This is a genomic window from Mesorhizobium sp. WSM4848, assembly GCF_055811375.1.
The window spans coordinates 442383-458518 of record NZ_JBVVPX010000001.1 but is presented as its reverse complement, the minus strand read 5'-3'; the positions used below and the strand labels follow the sequence as shown (position 1 = coordinate 458518).

The 16136-nt window shown below is 63.2% G+C and carries 19 protein-coding genes; 12 read left to right on the top strand and 7 right to left on the bottom strand.

Annotated elements, in window-relative coordinates:
• Nucleotides 1-30: 30 nt before the first annotated feature.
• Genes AC0L16_RS02245 through AC0L16_RS02235 form a run of 3 tightly spaced genes read left to right on the top strand, consistent with a single transcriptional unit; the run spans nucleotide 31 to nucleotide 3183 of the window.
• A complete protein-coding gene (locus tag AC0L16_RS02245) occupies nucleotides 31-639 on the top strand; it encodes a cupin domain-containing protein (protein ID WP_473618722.1) in 609 nt (202 codons plus the stop codon).
• Nucleotides 629-1714, top strand: coding sequence for an ABC transporter ATP-binding protein (locus AC0L16_RS02240; RefSeq protein ID WP_473618721.1), 1086 nt, complete (start codon nucleotides 629-631; stop codon nucleotides 1712-1714). Before AC0L16_RS02245 ends, AC0L16_RS02240 begins: the two co-directional genes overlap by 11 nt.
• 41 nt (nucleotides 1715-1755) lie before the next feature.
• Nucleotides 1756-3183, top strand: coding sequence for an aldehyde dehydrogenase family protein (locus AC0L16_RS02235; RefSeq protein WP_473618720.1), 1428 nt, complete (start codon nucleotides 1756-1758; stop codon nucleotides 3181-3183).
• 58 nt (nucleotides 3184-3241) lie between these two features.
• Here AC0L16_RS02235 and AC0L16_RS02230 read toward each other — a convergent pair whose 3' ends face one another.
• Nucleotides 3242-3934 (bottom strand): FadR/GntR family transcriptional regulator, encoded by a 693-nt coding sequence (locus AC0L16_RS02230; protein ID WP_023799437.1) that lies wholly within the window; start codon nucleotides 3932-3934, stop codon nucleotides 3242-3244.
• Between the two features lie 178 nt (nucleotides 3935-4112).
• Between AC0L16_RS02230 and AC0L16_RS02225 the strand changes: the two genes are divergently transcribed.
• From AC0L16_RS02225 to AC0L16_RS02195, 7 genes are read left to right on the top strand one after another with little or no spacing between them, the layout of a single operon-like run.
• Nucleotides 4113-5102: an ABC transporter substrate-binding protein gene (locus AC0L16_RS02225; RefSeq protein WP_473618719.1), complete on the top strand. Its 990-nt coding sequence runs from the start codon at nucleotides 4113-4115 to the stop codon at nucleotides 5100-5102.
• Between the two features lie 11 nt (nucleotides 5103-5113).
• Nucleotides 5114-5941 carry an ABC transporter permease gene (locus AC0L16_RS02220; RefSeq protein ID WP_473618718.1) on the top strand — a complete coding sequence of 276 codons (828 nt, stop codon included), beginning with the start codon at nucleotides 5114-5116 and terminating at the stop codon, nucleotides 5939-5941.
• Between the two features lies 1 nt (nucleotide 5942).
• Nucleotides 5943-6746: an ABC transporter ATP-binding protein gene (locus AC0L16_RS02215; protein ID WP_473618716.1), complete on the top strand. Its 804-nt coding sequence runs from the start codon at nucleotides 5943-5945 to the stop codon at nucleotides 6744-6746.
• A gap of 6 nt (nucleotides 6747-6752) precedes the next feature.
• Nucleotides 6753-7508, top strand: a complete 756-nt coding sequence (locus AC0L16_RS02210) for an ABC transporter permease (RefSeq protein WP_473618715.1) — start codon at nucleotides 6753-6755, stop codon at nucleotides 7506-7508.
• 2 nt (nucleotides 7509-7510) lie between these two features.
• Nucleotides 7511-8209, top strand: coding sequence for a fumarylacetoacetate hydrolase family protein (locus AC0L16_RS02205; RefSeq protein WP_473618785.1), 699 nt, complete (start codon nucleotides 7511-7513; stop codon nucleotides 8207-8209).
• Entirely contained in the window at nucleotides 8202-9737 is a 1536-nt protein-coding gene (locus AC0L16_RS02200; RefSeq protein WP_473618714.1) for an acyl--CoA ligase, read from the top strand. Before AC0L16_RS02205 ends, AC0L16_RS02200 begins: the two co-directional genes overlap by 8 nt.
• A gap of 2 nt (nucleotides 9738-9739) precedes the next feature.
• The gene (locus AC0L16_RS02195; RefSeq protein WP_473618784.1) at nucleotides 9740-10723 is read left to right on the top strand and encodes a 2-dehydropantoate 2-reductase; all 984 of its coding nucleotides are present in this window, start codon (nucleotides 9740-9742) and stop codon (nucleotides 10721-10723) included.
• 10 nt (nucleotides 10724-10733) lie between these two features.
• Here AC0L16_RS02195 and AC0L16_RS02190 read toward each other — a convergent pair whose 3' ends face one another.
• Together AC0L16_RS02190 and AC0L16_RS02185 are read right to left on the bottom strand one after the other, a co-directional pair.
• On the bottom strand, nucleotides 10734-11141 hold the full coding sequence (locus AC0L16_RS02190) for a type II toxin-antitoxin system VapC family toxin (protein WP_473618712.1): 408 nt from the start codon (nucleotides 11139-11141) through the stop codon (nucleotides 10734-10736).
• Nucleotides 11138-11404: an AbrB/MazE/SpoVT family DNA-binding domain-containing protein gene (locus AC0L16_RS02185; RefSeq protein WP_473618711.1), complete on the bottom strand. Its 267-nt coding sequence runs from the start codon at nucleotides 11402-11404 to the stop codon at nucleotides 11138-11140. Before AC0L16_RS02185 ends, AC0L16_RS02190 begins: the two co-directional genes overlap by 4 nt.
• Nucleotides 11405-11657: 253 nt before the next feature.
• Here AC0L16_RS02185 and AC0L16_RS02180 point away from each other — a divergent pair, with 253 nt between their 5' ends.
• Nucleotides 11658-12011 (top strand): SnoaL-like domain-containing protein, encoded by a 354-nt coding sequence (locus tag AC0L16_RS02180; RefSeq protein ID WP_473618710.1) that lies wholly within the window; start codon nucleotides 11658-11660, stop codon nucleotides 12009-12011.
• Between the two features lie 95 nt (nucleotides 12012-12106).
• On the opposite strand, the gene AC0L16_RS02175 is transcribed toward AC0L16_RS02180, so the two are convergent.
• Together AC0L16_RS02175 and AC0L16_RS02170 are read right to left on the bottom strand one after the other, a co-directional pair.
• Nucleotides 12107-12592: an SRPBCC family protein gene (locus AC0L16_RS02175; protein ID WP_473618709.1), complete on the bottom strand. Its 486-nt coding sequence runs from the start codon at nucleotides 12590-12592 to the stop codon at nucleotides 12107-12109.
• Nucleotides 12589-12954, bottom strand: coding sequence for an ArsR/SmtB family transcription factor (locus AC0L16_RS02170; protein ID WP_473618708.1), 366 nt, complete (start codon nucleotides 12952-12954; stop codon nucleotides 12589-12591). The genes AC0L16_RS02175 and AC0L16_RS02170 overlap by 4 nt, the downstream gene beginning before the upstream one ends.
• A 174-nt stretch (nucleotides 12955-13128) precedes the next feature.
• On the opposite strand from AC0L16_RS02170, the gene AC0L16_RS02165 reads away from it, so the two are divergent.
• Complete coding sequence (locus AC0L16_RS02165; protein WP_473618707.1) at nucleotides 13129-13485, top strand: ArsC family reductase; 357 nt, start codon at nucleotides 13129-13131, stop codon at nucleotides 13483-13485.
• A 16-nt stretch (nucleotides 13486-13501) separates the two neighbouring features.
• Here AC0L16_RS02165 and AC0L16_RS02160 read toward each other — a convergent pair whose 3' ends face one another.
• Complete coding sequence (locus AC0L16_RS02160) at nucleotides 13502-15004, bottom strand: xylulokinase (RefSeq protein WP_473618705.1); 1503 nt, start codon at nucleotides 15002-15004, stop codon at nucleotides 13502-13504.
• A 44-nt stretch (nucleotides 15005-15048) separates the two neighbouring features.
• A complete protein-coding gene (locus AC0L16_RS02155; protein ID WP_091596103.1) occupies nucleotides 15049-16032 on the bottom strand; it encodes a sugar-binding transcriptional regulator in 984 nt (327 codons plus the stop codon).
• Nucleotides 16033-16136: the final 104 nt, after the last annotated feature.

The window sequence follows — 16136 nt, the reverse complement described above, 5'->3', positions numbered from 1 at the left end:
CAGGATACCGAAAACGAGGTCGGGAAACAGATGGATATACTGGACAACGCGGCTGAAAAGCCGAAAGACGACGCCGATGTGCGGGTCGGCCGGCGCGTGCGGGCGCTCAGGCTGGAACGCAGTCTTTCGCTGGCCGAGCTTGCCGCCATGGCCGGCGTTTCGATCGGTGCTCTCAGCCAGATCGAGCGCGGCCTGTCCTCGCTTCGCGTCAAGGTGATCTGGCCGCTCGCCGCCGCTCTCGACATCGAGCCGTCGGCGCTGATCGCTGACGGCAACGATGCCGTCAGCGATCTCTATTGCGTGCGCGCCAACAGTCGGCGCCAGATCCCGGTGAAGTCGGAAGGCATTGCCAAGGCGCTGCTGTCGCCGCCGGCCGCTACGCTCAACGGCATGCTGGTGACGGTGGAAGCCGGCGGCGGCACCGTCGAAGCCTACGCCCATCCCGGCCACGAATTCGGTTTCGTCCTGTCGGGCGAAGTCGAACTCGTGATCGATTCAACCACCTACGGGCTGAAGACCGGCGACAGCTTCGCCTTCAAAAGCACCTTGCTGCATGCCTTCCGCAATCCGGGCGCCGAGCGCTGCCAGATCCTCTGGGTCAACACGACCAAGCCGTCCGAGGTTCGCGATGGCGCCTGATCCTCTGGTCCGGCTGGATGCGGTGTCGAAGATTTTCCCCGGCGGCATCGTCGGTCTCGACGCCGTCGATCTCGACATTGCCCGCGGCGAGTTCCTGACCTTGCTCGGCCCATCCGGCTGCGGCAAGACCACCAGCCTGCGGGTGATCGCAGGGTTCGAAAGCCCGTCGAGCGGACGGGTGCTGCTCGAAGGCCGAGACGTCACTTCGCTGCGGCCCTTCGACCGGCCGGTCAACACCGTGTTCCAGGACTATGCGCTGTTTCCGCACATGGACGTTGCCGAAAACGTCGGCTTCGGCCTGTCGCTGCGCAAGCTTTCCGGGGCAGAACAGGCAAAGCGCGTCGGCGAAGCGCTCGACATGGTTGGCCTTGCCGAGAAGCTCGGCGCCCGCGTGTCCGAATTGTCGGGCGGCCAGCGCCAGCGCGTCGCGCTCGCCCGTGCCATCGTCTGCGAACCGCGTGTACTGTTGCTCGACGAGCCGCTGTCGGCGCTCGACGCTCATCTGCGCGAACAGATGCAGGTCGAATTGAAGCGGCTGCAGTCGCGGCTCGGCACGACCTTCGTCATGGTCACCCACGACCAGACCGAGGCGCTGTCGATCTCCGATCGCATCGTCGTCATGAACAAGGGCGGCATCGAGCAAATCGCGCCGCCGGCCACGCTCTACGACCGGCCCGCCACCAAATTCGTCGCCAGTTTCATCGGCACGATGAACCTCCTGCAGTCGCGCTTTGTCGGCCGGGACGGCGATCGGTTGCGTTTCGCCGCCGGCGCCCTGCCGCTCGAAGCCACGTCGGAAACCGGCGAAGCGCCGGGAGAAGGCGCGGTGCGAACCATCGGCGTACGTCCGGAGGATCTGTTGGCGACGACCGAAGCAGCGACCGGCACCGCGCCGGTGCGGGTGAGCAGCATCGTCTTTCACGGTCGCACCTTGCGCCTGCACGCCGAATTGGGGCAGGGGATACCTGTGGTGATCGATGCGCCACGCCGGGCGGAAGGTTTTCAATTCAGCGTCGGCGATGTGGCGCATATCAGCCTGCGCCGCGGCGCTAACTGCCCTATGCTACCCGGCTAATCTGGATCCCCGTCCTATCCAGAAAACCGGAGGCACCACCCATGAGCAATCACCTGAACTTCTTCATCGACGGCAAATGGGTCGCGCCCGTGGTGCCGGCGACGCTGGATGTGATCGATCCGTCCACCGAAGAGGCCTACACCAAAATCTCCGTCGGCTCGAAGGCCGATGTGGATCGCGCCGTGGCGGCGGCGAAGGCGGCTTTTCCGGCCTTTTCGCAGGCCAGCAAGGCCGAGCGCCTGAAGCTGCTGAAGCGCGTCCTCGAAGTCTACAACGAGCGCTACGAGGATATCGCCCAGGCTGTCAGCCAGGAGATGGGCGCGCCGATCACCTGGGCGCGCCAGGCGCAGGCCTGGGCTGGCAGGGCGCATATGGAAGCTGCCATCAAGGCGCTGAAGGATTACGAATTCAGCGAGAAGCGCGGCACCACCATGGTGGTCAAGGAGCCGATCGGCGTCTGCGCGCTGATCACGCCGTGGAACTGGCCGCTCAACCAGATCGTCTGCAAGGTGGCGCCGGCGATCGCCGCCGGCTGCACCGTCGTGCTGAAGCCTTCCGAGATCGCGCCGATCAGCGGCATCGTCTTTTCGGAAGTGATGGCAGCGGCCGGCACGCCGAACGGGGTCTACAACATGGTCAACGGCACCGGTCCGGATGTCGGACAGGTCATGGCCGGCCATCCGGATGTCGACATGGTTTCCTTCACCGGCTCGACCCGGGCCGGCATCATCGTCGCCAAGACGGCGGCCGAGACGGTCAAGCGCGTGGCGCAGGAGCTGGGCGGCAAATCGCCCAACATCGTGCTTGCCGATGCCGACTTCGAGAAGGCCGTGCGCAAGGGCGTCAACGCCTGTTTCGGCAATAGCGGCCAGTCCTGCGATGCGCCGACGCGCATGCTGGTGCCGGCCGCCCGCCACGATGAGGCGCTGGCGATCGCCAAGAAGGCGGCCGAGGCGCACAAGGTCGGCGATCCGCGCTCGGAAGACACCAAGCTCGGGCCGGTGGTCAGCAATATCCAGTTCGAAAAGATCCAGCGGCTGATCGAGGCCGGCATCGCCGAGGGTGCAACGCTGGTCACCGGCGGTCCCGGCCGGCCGGAGCATCTTAAGCGCGGTTATTACGTGCGGCCGACCGTCTTCGGCCACGTCACGCCGGGCATGACCATCGAGAAGGAGGAGATTTTTGGGCCGGTGCTTTCGGTCATCTACTATGATGACGACGATGACGCGGTGAAGATTGCCAACGACACCGTCTATGGCCTCGCCGCCTACGTGCAATCAGGGGATATCGACCACGCGCGAAAGGTCGCCGGCCGCCTGCGCGCCGGACAGGTCTCGATCAACTATCCGGAGTGGGACACCTTCGCGCCGTTCGGCGGCTACAAGCAATCCGGCAACGGCCGCGAATATGCCGACTGGGCGATCCACGACTTCCTCGAGATCAAGGGCATCATCGGCTACGGCGCCTAGTGAAAGAACCCGCTCAGCCCTCCGTCCAGGAAGGACGCGCGGCGCTCTACAAGCCAGACTATTCGGCGGCTTCGCGGACAGGGATCAGGCGCCGCTCGACCTGCTGGAGATGCAGGCGCATCGCTGCTGCCGCGCCGCCGAGGTCACGCTCGGCGATCGCCTCGACGATCCGTTCATGGTCGGCAAAGCTGTGATGGTCTGCCGGAGGGCGGGCGCCTTCTGAACGAAGACGTCCCCAGACCACGGTGCGGCGCACCGCGTTCAGCACGTCGAACAGGCCGAGCAGCACATTGTTGCGGCTCGCCTGCGCAATCTGCCGGTGGAGCAGATTGTCGACATTCTCATATTGCCGCCATGTGACGGCTTCCCGCGTCTGCACCAGCGATTGCCGCATCGCGGCAATATCGGAAAGCGTGGCGTGCAGCGCCGCTTCGCGCGCAATCTCCGGCTCGAGGATGAGGCGCGCGCGCATCACATCGGCCGGATTGGTGCGTCCGGCGATTTCCGAAATGCCGATCGTCTCTTCGACCGGCCCGCTGCCGACGAAGGTGCCCCTGCCGACGTGACGCCAGATGCGGCCGTCCTTCTCGAGCACCGCCAGCGCCTTGCGCAGATCGCCGCGCGATACGCCGAGGCTCTCCGACAGTTCCCGCTCGGCAGGCAGCCGCGTCTCACCCGCATGGTCCATCTGGGCAAGATAGGCCTGCAGCTGAACCAGGGCGGCGTGGCCGCCATTGCCGGGATCGTCCATCAATTTAACCAATCCGCATATGATTTTCCTCTGCCGGTGTTAAAACGATTAGTGGAAACCGTCAACTGCCGAGTTTTCTTGATCGTCGTGCCCGATATGGCGCAGTTTCTTCTTGACCAATCTGCTCCATGGCCTTAACCAATCAAGGAAATGGTTGCAAAAAACGGGAGGAATGACAATGGCCGGCGTGTCCAGAATCCTTGCCACCGCTTTCGCCGCGGTCCTGGCATGTGCAGCGCCCTTGTCGGCCGCAAATGCGGGCGACATGCGCATCGCATTCGGCGACCTTCCCGGCATCGAGTCGGTCCAGACGCTCGCCGCGATAGAGCGGGCCAAGGAGCGCGGCGTGAATGTCGAGCTCATTGTTCTCAATGACGAGGATCTGGCTGCCCAGGCCATTGTCGGCGGCCAGGCCGATGTCGGCATTGGCGCGCCCTATACTTTGATCCAGAAGGTCGGCGTGCCGATCCGCATTTTCGCGCAGATATCGACGCTGCGCTTCTTTCCCGTCGTCAACAGCGAATTCTACAAGGAATGGAAGGATCTCGACGGGCAGGAGGTCGCCGTCCAGGCGCGCGGCTCCGGCACCGAGGCGGTCATGCTGCTGATGGCGAAAAATCACGGCATCAAGCTCGGCAATATCAGCTATGTCCCGGGTTCCGAGGTTCGCCGCAATGCGCTGCTCCAGGGCACCATCAAGGCGTCGATCGTCGATGCCGCCAACCGGCGCGCGCTCGAGGCCGAAGCCCCCGGCAAGTTCATCGTTCTGCCGGTCGAGGATCTCGGCGCCTCTGACGAAGCGCTTTTCGCGACCGCGGACTATCTGAAGAACAACGCCGCCGACGTCGACATCCTGGTCGAGGAACTGATGAAGACCGCGCGCGAGATCACCGAGAGCCCGGCGGTCGCCGTCGAGCTTCGCAACAAATACAAACTGCTGCCGGATCTCGGCGCTGAAGCCGACAGCGAAATCACCGAATACTACAAGGAAACCGCGGAAGCCGGCAGTCTTGCGCTGAACGGCGGCGGAGCCGACGCGGCCAAGGACGACTTTGCCTTCTTCAGCCTTGCCGGCCAGATCGAAGGCGATCCCGCCAGCCTCAAGGTCGAGGACTTCTGGGATGTCTCGGCAATCGACCGCGCCGTCGCCAAGCTCGGCAAGAAATAGGCGGCTGCCGGATGGCCGTAAGCGTCAGAACCGACGGCGAGGCTGCCGGCCTCGCTCCTCTTTCCAATCGCAGCGCAACGGGGGCTTCGTGGGACCAGCCGATCCTGCTCAGGCTTGTGTCGATCGCCCTGTTCGCGGGAATCTGGGAGGTGGCCGGTCGCATTCCGGTCAGCTTCGCCTTTCCGACTTTTTCCGACACGGTCGTCGCGTTTGCCGGACTGCTAGCCGACGGCAGCCTGGCGACCGCCTACCTTTCGACGCTGCAGCCGCTGGTGCTTGGCGTTGTCCTGTCGGCGTTCCTGGGTGTCGGCCTCGGCACGATCTGTGGCCTGTGGCGCACCGGCGAATGGCTGGTGATCCCTGTGTTCATCGTGCTTCAGGCAGCACCCGTCGCCGCCTTCATTCCGATGGTCACCTTTGTCTACGGAATAGGCATGACCGCCAAGACGCTCGCCGTCATGATCCTGGCGCTGCCGGTCATCGTGCTCAACACCTACAAGGCGGTGCGTAACGTCAACGAGTCGCTGCTGGTCATGTGCCGATCGTTCCTGGGCACCCGTTGGCAGACCGTCACGAAGATCATCCTTCCGGACGCCAGCCCGGTGATTTTTGCCGGCTTGCGCCTCGGAGTCGCTGCCGGCTTCGTCGGCGTGGTGCTCGCCGAACTGCTGATTACCCCGACAGGCATCGGCGACCTCATCACCTTCCACCGCTCGCGCGCAGACTACGCCGAGATGTACGCAACAATTGCCTCGATCATTGCGCTTTCCACCCTGACGCTCGTCTTTCTGCAGTGGGTGGAAGTCCGCGTTTTCAGGCCCGAGAGCCGAGGTGCTTAAGATGGGCGCGAGCGCACTGCGAAATGGACCGTCGCCGGTTCCCGCGCCGATCGATTCAATCGTGGAAGTGAGAGGAATTTCCAAGACCTACGGCAATGTCGAGGCGCTGCGCGGCATCGATCTCGACTTTCCCAGGGGTAAGCTGACCAGCCTTCTCGGACCCAGCGGTTGCGGAAAGACGACGCTGCTGAAGATCATAGCGGGGCTGATACGGGCCGATGGCGGCACCGTCGCGATCAACGGCAAACACGTCACCGCACCCGGCCCCGAACGCGCTTTCGTGTTCCAGGATTTTGCGCTGATGCCGTGGGCGACCGTGATGCGCAACGTGGCCTTCGGACTTGAATTGCGCGGCACCAACAAGGCCGAGCGCGAGGAGACCGCCCGACGCTACATCGCCGAGGTGGGGCTCGCCGGCTTCGAGGACAAATATCCGCATCAGCTCTCGGGCGGCATGCGCCAGCGTGTCGGCCTGGCGCGGGCGTTGTCGGTCGATGCCGATGTCCTGCTGCTCGATGAACCGTTTTCGGCGGTCGACGAGCAGAACCGGCGGAAGTTCCAGGAAGACCTGATCCGGCTGCGCACCAACCAGAACAAGACCTTCATCTTCGTGACCCACTCAATCGAGGAATCGGTCTACATCTCCGACCGCATCGTCTTGCTGTCGCCGAGACCCGGCCGGGTTTCGCAGATCATCGAACCGGAAATCGATCGCTCCGGCGACCCCGAGCGCATTCATCGCGACAGGTACTATCTCGATACCGTCGATGAGATCTGGCAGGGGCTGAAGCAATATGTGGAATAACCGGCCATGACCTTGTTTGGCTACCGTGTACCAATGATGGCGTCCCTGCTCGTCTGGTGCGTCGTATGGGAAGTCGTCGGCCGGCTCGACCTTGTCTTTCTGCTGCCGCCGTTTAGCGACGTGCTGGTTGCAGCGGTCAGTCTCGTGCAGACGCCGTCCTGGCAGAGCGCGACGGTCACGACCCTTCGTGCCTTCGCCATGGGCATGGCCCTGTCGATCGTTATCGGCGTGCCATTGGGCATCCTGATGGGACGCGTCAAGATCGCCGACGACCTGCTCGGCATGTGGGTCAACATCTTTTCAAGCGCACCGCTCTCGGCGATCGTCCCGGTGCTGATGATCCTGTTCGGCTTCGGCGAGAAGACGATCGTTGCGGCTGTGTTCCTGTTTGCGATCTGGATCGTCGCTCTCGACACCCGCGCCGGGGTCCGCCATATCTCGCCGTCGCTGATCGAGATGGCGCGTTCCTATGGCGCCTCGCGCCCGGCGCTCTATAGCAAGATCATCCTTTGGGCGGCACTTCCGGAAATCCTTGCCGGCATTCGCCTCGGCCTCATCCGCGGCGTCAAGGGCGTCGTCATCGGCCAGTTGCTCGTCGCCATCGTCGGCTACGGTGCGCTGTTCGAAACCTTCTCGCGAAACTTCCGCATGGCCGAATTCTGGGCCTTGACCATCATCCTTTTTGCCTTCGCCCTGCTGATCGCCGAACTGATCGAACGGGCCGAAGCCAAAGTCGAATACTACGCAGGAGCAAGACAGTGAGCATGCACGGCACGCCTTCAAGCTACGTCATCGAACCGACCGCAATCCCGAGCATCCCGGTGGCGGGAACCGACAAGATGTTTCCGGTGCACCGGGTCTATTGCGTCGGGCGCAACTATGCCGCGCATGCCGTCGAGATGGGGCACGATCCCGACAGGGAGCCGCCATTCTTCTTCCAGAAGAACCCCGACAACCTCGATACGACAGGAGAATTTCCGTACCCTCCGGCCTCCAACGATGTCCATCACGAGATCGAAATGATCGTGGCGCTGAAAAGCGGCGGTATCGACATCCCGGTCGAAAAGGCTCTGGACTGCGTGTTCGGTTATGGCGTAGGTCTCGACATGACGCGGCGCGATCTGCAAGGGAAGGCGAAGGACATGGGCCGTCCATGGGAGGTCGGCAAGGCTTTCGAGGCATCGGCGCCATGCACGCCACTGGTTCCGGCAAGCTCGACCGGCCATCCCAGCCAGGGCGCGATCTGGCTGGACGTCAATGGCCAGCGAAAACAGACCGGCGACCTCAACCAGATGATTTGGAAAGTTCCGGAAATGATCAGCTATCTCTCAGGTCTGTTCACGCTGAAGCCGGGGGACATCATTCTTTCCGGCACGCCGGCGGGCGTCGGCGCGGTCGTTCGCGGTGATGTCCTTCGCGGTCATGTCGATGGCGTCGGCGACCTAGAGGTTCGCGTTGTCTGAAGCGGCCTCGATCATTGAACGGCTTGCTGCCGGCGCCGACGATGCGCCGGCAATTTCGGCACCAGACAGGATCACGCTCAGCCATGGCGGACTGCGCCGCCTGATCTCCGAGACGGCAGCGCAATTGCATGCGCTGGGCCTCGGCCGTGGCGACCGGGTGGCCATCGTGCTGCCGAACGGGCCGGAGATGGCGACGGCCTTTGTCGCGGTGGCCGCAGTGGCGTCGACCGCGCCGCTCAATCCGGCCTACCGGGCCGACGAGCTCGATTTTTATCTCTCCGATATCGGCGCCAAGGCGATCCTCGTCGGCGAAGACGAAAGCGGCCCCGCGGTAACCGTGGCCGAGCGCCTCGGCATAGCGGTGCTCAGGCTCACAGCACTTCGTGACGCACCAGCCGGCAGTTTTGTGATCGAGGGCAAACCGGTTGGTCCGTCTGTTTCGCCCGGCCTGGCTGAAGACGGCGACATCGCGCTGTTGCTGCACACGTCCGGCACCACGTCACGACCCAAACTGGTGCCGCTCAGCCACGCCAATCTCGCCGCCTCGGCCGGTCATATCGGCGCGACGCTTTCTCTGACGGCCGGCGATCGTTGCCTCAACATCATGCCGCTGTTCCACATCCATGGGTTGATCGCGGCGGTGCTGACCTCGCTCGCCGCCGGCGGCAGCGTCTTCTGCACGCCAGGCTTCAACGCGCTGCGCTTCTTCCATTGGCTGAGCGAGGCGCGGCCGAGCTGGTACACGGCCGTGCCGACCATGCATCAGGCAATACTGCCGCGGGCGGCGCGCAATGCAGATGCATTGGCCGCAGCACCCCTCCGCTTCATCCGCTCGTCCTCGGCATCGCTGCCGCCGCAGGTGATGGCCGAGCTCGAAGCGACCTTCGGCTGTCCGGTGATCGAATCCTATGGGATGACCGAGGCCGCGCACCAGATGGCTTCGAACCGGCTGCCGCCGGGCCTGCGCAAGCCGGGCAGCGTCGGCGCCGCCGCCGGACCGGAGGTGGCGGTGATGGCGCCGGACGGGCGATTGCTGCAGCCCGGTGACACCGGCGAAATCGTCATTCGCGGGCCTAATGTCACCGCCGGCTACGAGAACAATCCGGACGCCAACGCCACGGCTTTTGCGCATGGCTGGTTTCATACCGGCGACCAGGGCGTGCTCGATGAAGACTTCTATCTGCGCGTCACCGGCCGGCTCAAGGAGATCATCAACCGCGGTGGCGAGAAGATCTCGCCGCTCGAGGTCGACGACGTGCTGATGGATCATCCGGCGGTGGCGCAGGTCGTCACCTTCGCCACGCCACACGACAAGCTCGGTGAGGAGGTCGCGGCTGCGATCGTGCTGCGCGAGGGCATGGCCGCGACCGAAGCCGACATCCGCCGCTTTGCCGCGACGCGGCTTGCCGATTTCAAGGTGCCGCGCATTGTCCTGATCCTGGACGAAATCCCGAAGGGCGCGACCGGCAAGCTGCAGCGCATCGGTCTGGCGACCAAACTGGGTCTCGTCAAACCCGGGCTTGGATAATGATGCGGATCAGCATTTTTGGCGCCGGCGCGATCGGCGGCTATCTCGCGGCCAAGCTTGCCATGGCCGGCCGGGTCGATCTGTCGATCGTGGCGCGCGGCGCGCATCTCGACGCGATCAGGGCGAACGGGCTTCGCCTGATCGAAGACGGTCAAGAAACCGTCGCCTCGGTCAGGGCCGCCGCGCAGCCGCAGCAGCTGGGCGTCCAGGACTATGTCGTGCTGGCGCTCAAGGCCCATTCGGTCGCACCTGCGCTCGACCAGATCGCGCCGCTGCTGGGCGAGGGGACCGCAGTCGTCACCATGCAGAATGGCGTGCCGTGGTGGTATTTCCACAGGATCGGCGGGCCGCTCGAAGGCACGCGGTTGCAAGCGGTGGATCCCGGCGGGATGATCTGGGACCGGCTTGGGCCGGATCGCGTCATCGGCTCGGTTGTCTATCCCGCGGCCGAGGTGGATGCGCCCGGCCTGGTCCGCCATATCGAGGGAAAGCGGTTCTCGCTCGGCGAGCCTTCGGGCCAGAAGAGCGAACGTGTCACTCGGCTTGCCGAGGAGATGGTTGCGGCCGGGCTGCAGGCGCCGGTTCGCGACGACATCCGCAGCGAGATTTGGGTGAAGCTGTGGGGCAATCTCTCCTTCAACCCGATTTCCGCGCTGACCGGCAGCTCGCTTGCGGCAATCGTCGCCGACGAGGCGACCCGCACGCTTGCCCGCGCCATGATGCTGGAGGCGCAGGCGATCGGCGAAAGCCTCGGCGTTCGTTTCCCGATCTCGGTCGACCGCCGCATCAAGGGCGCCGGTGACGTCGGCGAGCACAAGACCTCGATGCTGCAGGATCTCGAGCGCGGCCGTCCGATGGAGATCGACGCGCTGGTGACGGCGGTCCAGGAGCTCGGCCGACTGACTGGGCAACCGACGCCGACCATCGACAGCGTGCTGGCGCTGGTGCGCCGCCTTGCCGTCGAGCGCGGCTGCTATCTGACATGAGACACGTTTATCAGGCGCTCGCCTTAAGGAGGTGAGCGGAATGCCCTTGCGAAGAAAGAAGCTTCACGGCCTTTTTGTCAAAGGAAACGAAGACTTCCCCGCCCAGCCAGCGACCATCATAGGAAATCACCCCATCAGCAAAATCACCACCAGCATCAAGGACCGCCAGACCAGCTTCAACTGCGGGCCGATTGACCACGACATTTTCCGTGTTCAGCAGGGCACGGATCGCGGCGGAAATGTCATCACAGGCGGTCCCGTATTGGCGCGCCAAGACCCAGGTGAATTCACAGAGGGATTGTAAGCTTACCGCCACGATTTCAGCACTTGCCAGCAATTCGACAGCGGCACTCGCCTGCCTGGCATCGTCAGCCACATAGGCGCGGAGCAGAACATTCGTATCAGCCGTGATCTTCATTCCTTGCCGGCCCCGGCGGCCGCACCAGCCTCGGCAATTGCCTCATTGATTTCCTCAATGGTGAGAACCTGGCCATTCGTCTTGCCTTTCAGGAAGCCATGAAGGTCCCGGAACGATCCCTTCGGCCGCGATGCCTTTAGCTCTGCCCGGCCATCCGGCAGCAAATCCAGTTCGATTTTTTCTCCCGGCTTGATGCCGAGGTGTTGCAGCACGTCTTTCCGAAAAGTGACTTGCCCCCGTGCCGTTACGGTCAGTGTCGTCATTGGCAGCATCTCCTGATTGGAAGCGAATGTAATGCAAAAGTGCATTACATTCAAGCGCCGGCCCCAGCCGACTCGATCTCCACTTGACTCTCCAATTTGTTCCTGTTTTGTTTCACGCCTTCGTCGCGTCCAAAGTGCTTTAGGGGCACGCGATATTCATCCTGACATGGGTTGTCAGCTATCGAGCGGACCGCCAGTGGCAGGTTAGCAAACAGTTCCCTACTTGGAACGCGTCTGAACAGGAGGAACACCCATGACTACCGCGGAAATTGCAGAGGATTTCACAGAGCTGCTCAAGCAGGGTCAGAACGATGTTGCGGCTGAGAAGTACAACGCCGACGACATTGTTAGTTACGAAGCAATGGAAGGGCCGATGGCGGTCTGCAATGGCAAGCAGGCCGTGAAGCAGAAGGGCCAGTGGTGGGAGGAGAACAACGAAGTTCATGGCGGCTCGGTCGAGGGTCCATATGTCAACGGCGACCAGTTCGCAGTGCGCTTCAAGTTTGACATAACGCCCAAGGCTACCGGCGAGCGTGTCAGCATCGACGAGGTTGGTCTGTACACGGTCAAGAACGGCAAAATTGCCGAAGAGCGCTTCTATTATTGAGGCTGAACCGGTTCTTGGAGCCTGATCACTTAGCTGCATGGTTTGAAAATCAGGCATGGCGGCCAGGACAATGCCGTGGCCGCCATGTGAGCACCTCAAATCCCCTTCACATATGCCGCAAGCTGGTCGGCCACGGTGCCCCAGCCGTCGAAGAATCCCATTTCCTCGTGGTTCTTTCGTGTCGCTTCATCCCGGTGGATGGCGGTCGCGGTGTAGCGCGTCGCCTTGCCTTCCGGCTGCAACGATATCACCGCTGTGATAAATGGGTCTCCTGACGGCCGATAGCCGGGCAGCAACGCATCGGTCCACACCAGCCGCTCGTTGGGCACGATGTCGAGATAGCAGCAATGCCGGTCGTTGACCTCCTTGCCATCAGGCGACTGCATGCGGGTCCTGAACAGGCCGCCGGGTCTAAGATCGATCTCGCAATCGGAAACGATCCACGGCTTTGGTGTGAACCATTGCCGAACATGCTCGGGCGTCGTCCAGGCTGTCCACAAAAGCTCGCGCGGCGCGTCAATGATGCGTTCAAGGACGAGGTCGAGTTTGGGGTCGGGTTTCAACAGCAGGGTCGAACTCATTTGTCTTTCTCCTTGAGTTTTAGGACGTAGTCGTCGAATTGATCGAGGCGGCGTTCCCAAAGCGCGCGTTGCTCGGCCAGCCAGTTTTCCGCGAGCTTCAGCGGCTCAGGCGCGAGTTGGTAGGTCCTGATGCGGCCAGTCTTTTGCGAGCGCACCAGCCCGCAGCCTTCCAGAACTTTCAGGTGTTCAATGAAGGAGGGCAGCGCCATGCCGAACGGCTGGGCAAGCTCGCTGACCGAGGCGGGGCTTCTGTTCAGCCGCTCGACAACACGGCGGCGCGTCGGATCGGCAAGCGCCCGGAAGATGCCGTCGATCGGCGGGATGTTCGAACTTGCGGTCTGCGGGATTGTTGCGGCGGTCATGTCTTCCTCGTGCCACTGCGCATGGCAAAGATGTTCGGAAGATACTTAGGAAAATTCCTTAGTTTTAGCAAGCCCAAAAAATTAAGGATGCCGGCCTGATCGCTGGCAAAGGGAGAGACGCGGTTTTAGGGTGCCGTCAGATTTGAATTTCTATCCGTCCGAGGGACCATCATTATGACGATCACAATGTACGGCATCACCAATTGCGACACGATCAAAAAGGCGCGCATCTGGCTGGAAAGCCACGATGTCGCCTATCGTTTTCACGATTACAGGGTCGAGGGGCTGGAGGCGGATAGGCTCGACGGCTGGTCCGGCAAGGTCGGCTGGGAAATCCTGCTCAACAAGTCGAGCACGACGTTTCGCGAACTGTCGGACACGGACAGGCTGAGCCTCGACGAGAGGAAGGCCAAGGCGCTGATGCTGGCCAAACCGACGATGATCAAGCGGCCGGTCCTCGATCTTGGCGATCGTATCCTCGTCGGCTTCAAGCCTGATGTCTATCAGCAGGCGCTGGGCGGGTTGAAGTAGCCGGACGGGATGCTTTTCACGCTCCGGCTCGCCAGGCGAATCGGGTCGCGGAAAAGACCTTGGCCTGCCTGGCCGAGAGCGCGTCCCACGCTGCGCGGCAGCCGGGGTCCGGCTCGATTGTCTCGGCGATGCTCGTCATCGCATCCGCAGCCTCGGCAAAACCCTCGAACCATCCGATGCCGACCGCCGCGCTGATCGCTGCACCGAGCGACGAGGCTTCGGCATTGTGACCCTTATGGATCGCGATCCCGGTTGCGTCCGCGATCATCTTTGTCCAAAGCTTGCTGTTGGCGCCGCCGCCGATCGCCACCATTTGCGCCGGCGAAAGACCATGGCTGCGCATCTCTTCAAGAGCCCGGGCGGTTTGCAGCGTCATTGCCTCGAGCCCTGCACGATAAAAATGACCGAGCGTGTGCGAGGGGTGCATGCCGATGAAGCTGGCGCGTGCGCTCGGATCCCAATGCGGGTCCATGCAGCCGACCAGGGTGGTGCCGGCGAGAAGTCCGTCCGAGCCGATCGGCACGGCCGCCGCTTCCCTTTCGAGGCGGTCGAAGATCGCCGGATCGGAGCGCCCGCCGGCAAACATGTCGACGAACCAGTTGACGTAATAGACACCCGCCCGCTGCACGGCCTCGAGGAAATAGCCATCGCCGGTTGGCGAGGTCATGGTGCGCCAGAAGGCGCCGACCACCGGTTCTGGCGACCAGATTCCCGCGATGATCGCGGTTCCGAGATTGAGATAGACGACGCCGTCGCGCATGGCATTGACGCCGAGCCCGGCGCATTGCCCATCGCCGCCGGCGGCAATCACCGGCGTTCCTTCCGAAAGGCCGGTTGCGGCGGCGGCTGCGGCATGAACAGTCCCGACTCGCGTGCCGGACCGCACCGCATCGGGAAGTTGCGACGGTTTGATGCCGAGATGATCGAGGATCGGCTGCGACCATGCCTTGCGCGAGATGTCGAAGAGACCGAACGGATCGGCGCTGGTCCAGCTCGCGCTTGGCGTTCCCGTCAGTCTCAGCGTCAGATAGCCATGCACGTCGAGGATTTTGTTCGCCTGGTCCAACCGTTCCGGATCGTTCTCGCGCAGCCATTTCAGGCGATAGACGACCGGCGTCACGTCGATCGGCTTACCGGTGATCTGGTGCAGTCGCTCACGGCCGATCTCCGCCGCGAAACGGTCGACCAGCCCGGCGGCGCGTTCATCGAGCCACAGGCTGGCGGGTCCGATCGGCGCGCCGGCGCCGTCGATGAGGGCAACGGTCTCGCGCTGGTTGGAGATCGCGATCCCGGCGATGCGTGTCGCGTCGACCGCGTCGACAAGCTGTCGCAGCGCCGCTGTTGCGGCCCGCCACCAGTCGGTGACCTCCTGCTCGACATAGTCCGGCCTCGGCTTCATCAGCTCGAGCGGCGCCCGGCCTTCCGCCACGGCTCGTCCGTCCCGGCTCCAGGCAATCGCCTTGCAGGATTGGGTGGAACTGTCGAGGCCGACGACAAGAGGTCCGTCGCTGCTGCCCATGATTGTCCTCCGAGACGATGAGTTCCACCGGTGCTGGTTACCGGCTATTCCAAGAGACTGTTCGCGGTGGCCATGTCGGTGACAAAATGTGTCGCATATCCGCCGCCGAGCCCGGCCCTGATCGCCGCCATCTTGCGGGCGCCACCGGCGGCGCAGATGCGGACCGGCACCGCTTTCAGTTCGTCGAGCGTGATGCCGACGGTGCGTCCGTCGAGCGGCGTTGCGAAAGCGGCTCCCTGAGCGTCGATGAACCGCCCGATGATGACCCCGAGCGCGCCCTGCTCGATCATGCCGGCAAGTGCGGCGGCATCCGATATCCCGGCTCGGGCATAGGTGCTCTCCGGCCCGATATCGCCGATCCCGAAGATGACCTTGCCGGCGGCATGGATCATGCGGAACTGGTTGACGAGCATCGGCTCCTGCATGAGTTGGTCGTGCAGTTCGTCGGTGGAGACGATCGCCGGGGCAAGCAGGTTTATGCAGCGGGCGCCGAGCCGGTTGGCCATCAGCGAGGTGCAGAATTCCGGCGAGAAATCGCTGGTGCCGATCGAGCTTCCCGAGAGCTGGACGACGGTGAGGTTCCGATCATGCCGTAGTCGTGGGATCGAGCGGGCGGCAGCGAGCACCGTTTTTCCCCAGGCAACGCCGATCGTGTCGCCCGGATCGACCATCGACGCCAGCAGCCGTCCTGCCGCTTCGCCGATGCGGCGGTCGGCATCGTTTGGATCAAGGTCGGGGATAACCGCCGCGCCGCGAAGCCCGTATTTTTCCATGAGACGCCGCGAGGTCAAGGTGCGGGCAAAAGCGTCGTGGTCGACCTGCACGGCGACAAGTCCGCTTTCGCGCGCCTCCTGCAGATAGTGCACCACGCTCGCCCTGGAGACGTTCATGACCTTGGCCACGTCGCTCTGGTTGAGCTGGTCGACATAGTAGAGCCAAGCAGCCCACGCCACCGCGCTGTCGAATTCGGGCGGCAGTGCCGAGAGCCCAGATGGTCGGACCACGTCGATGTCGGCGTTGGCATTCATGCCCCTTTTTCCGCAGGTTTGCAGAACGAAGTCAAGCGTCGCGGGCAAATGCTTGACAAAAGACAGTGATAGGTGACTATTGTTTATAACGCCAACGCTCCTGC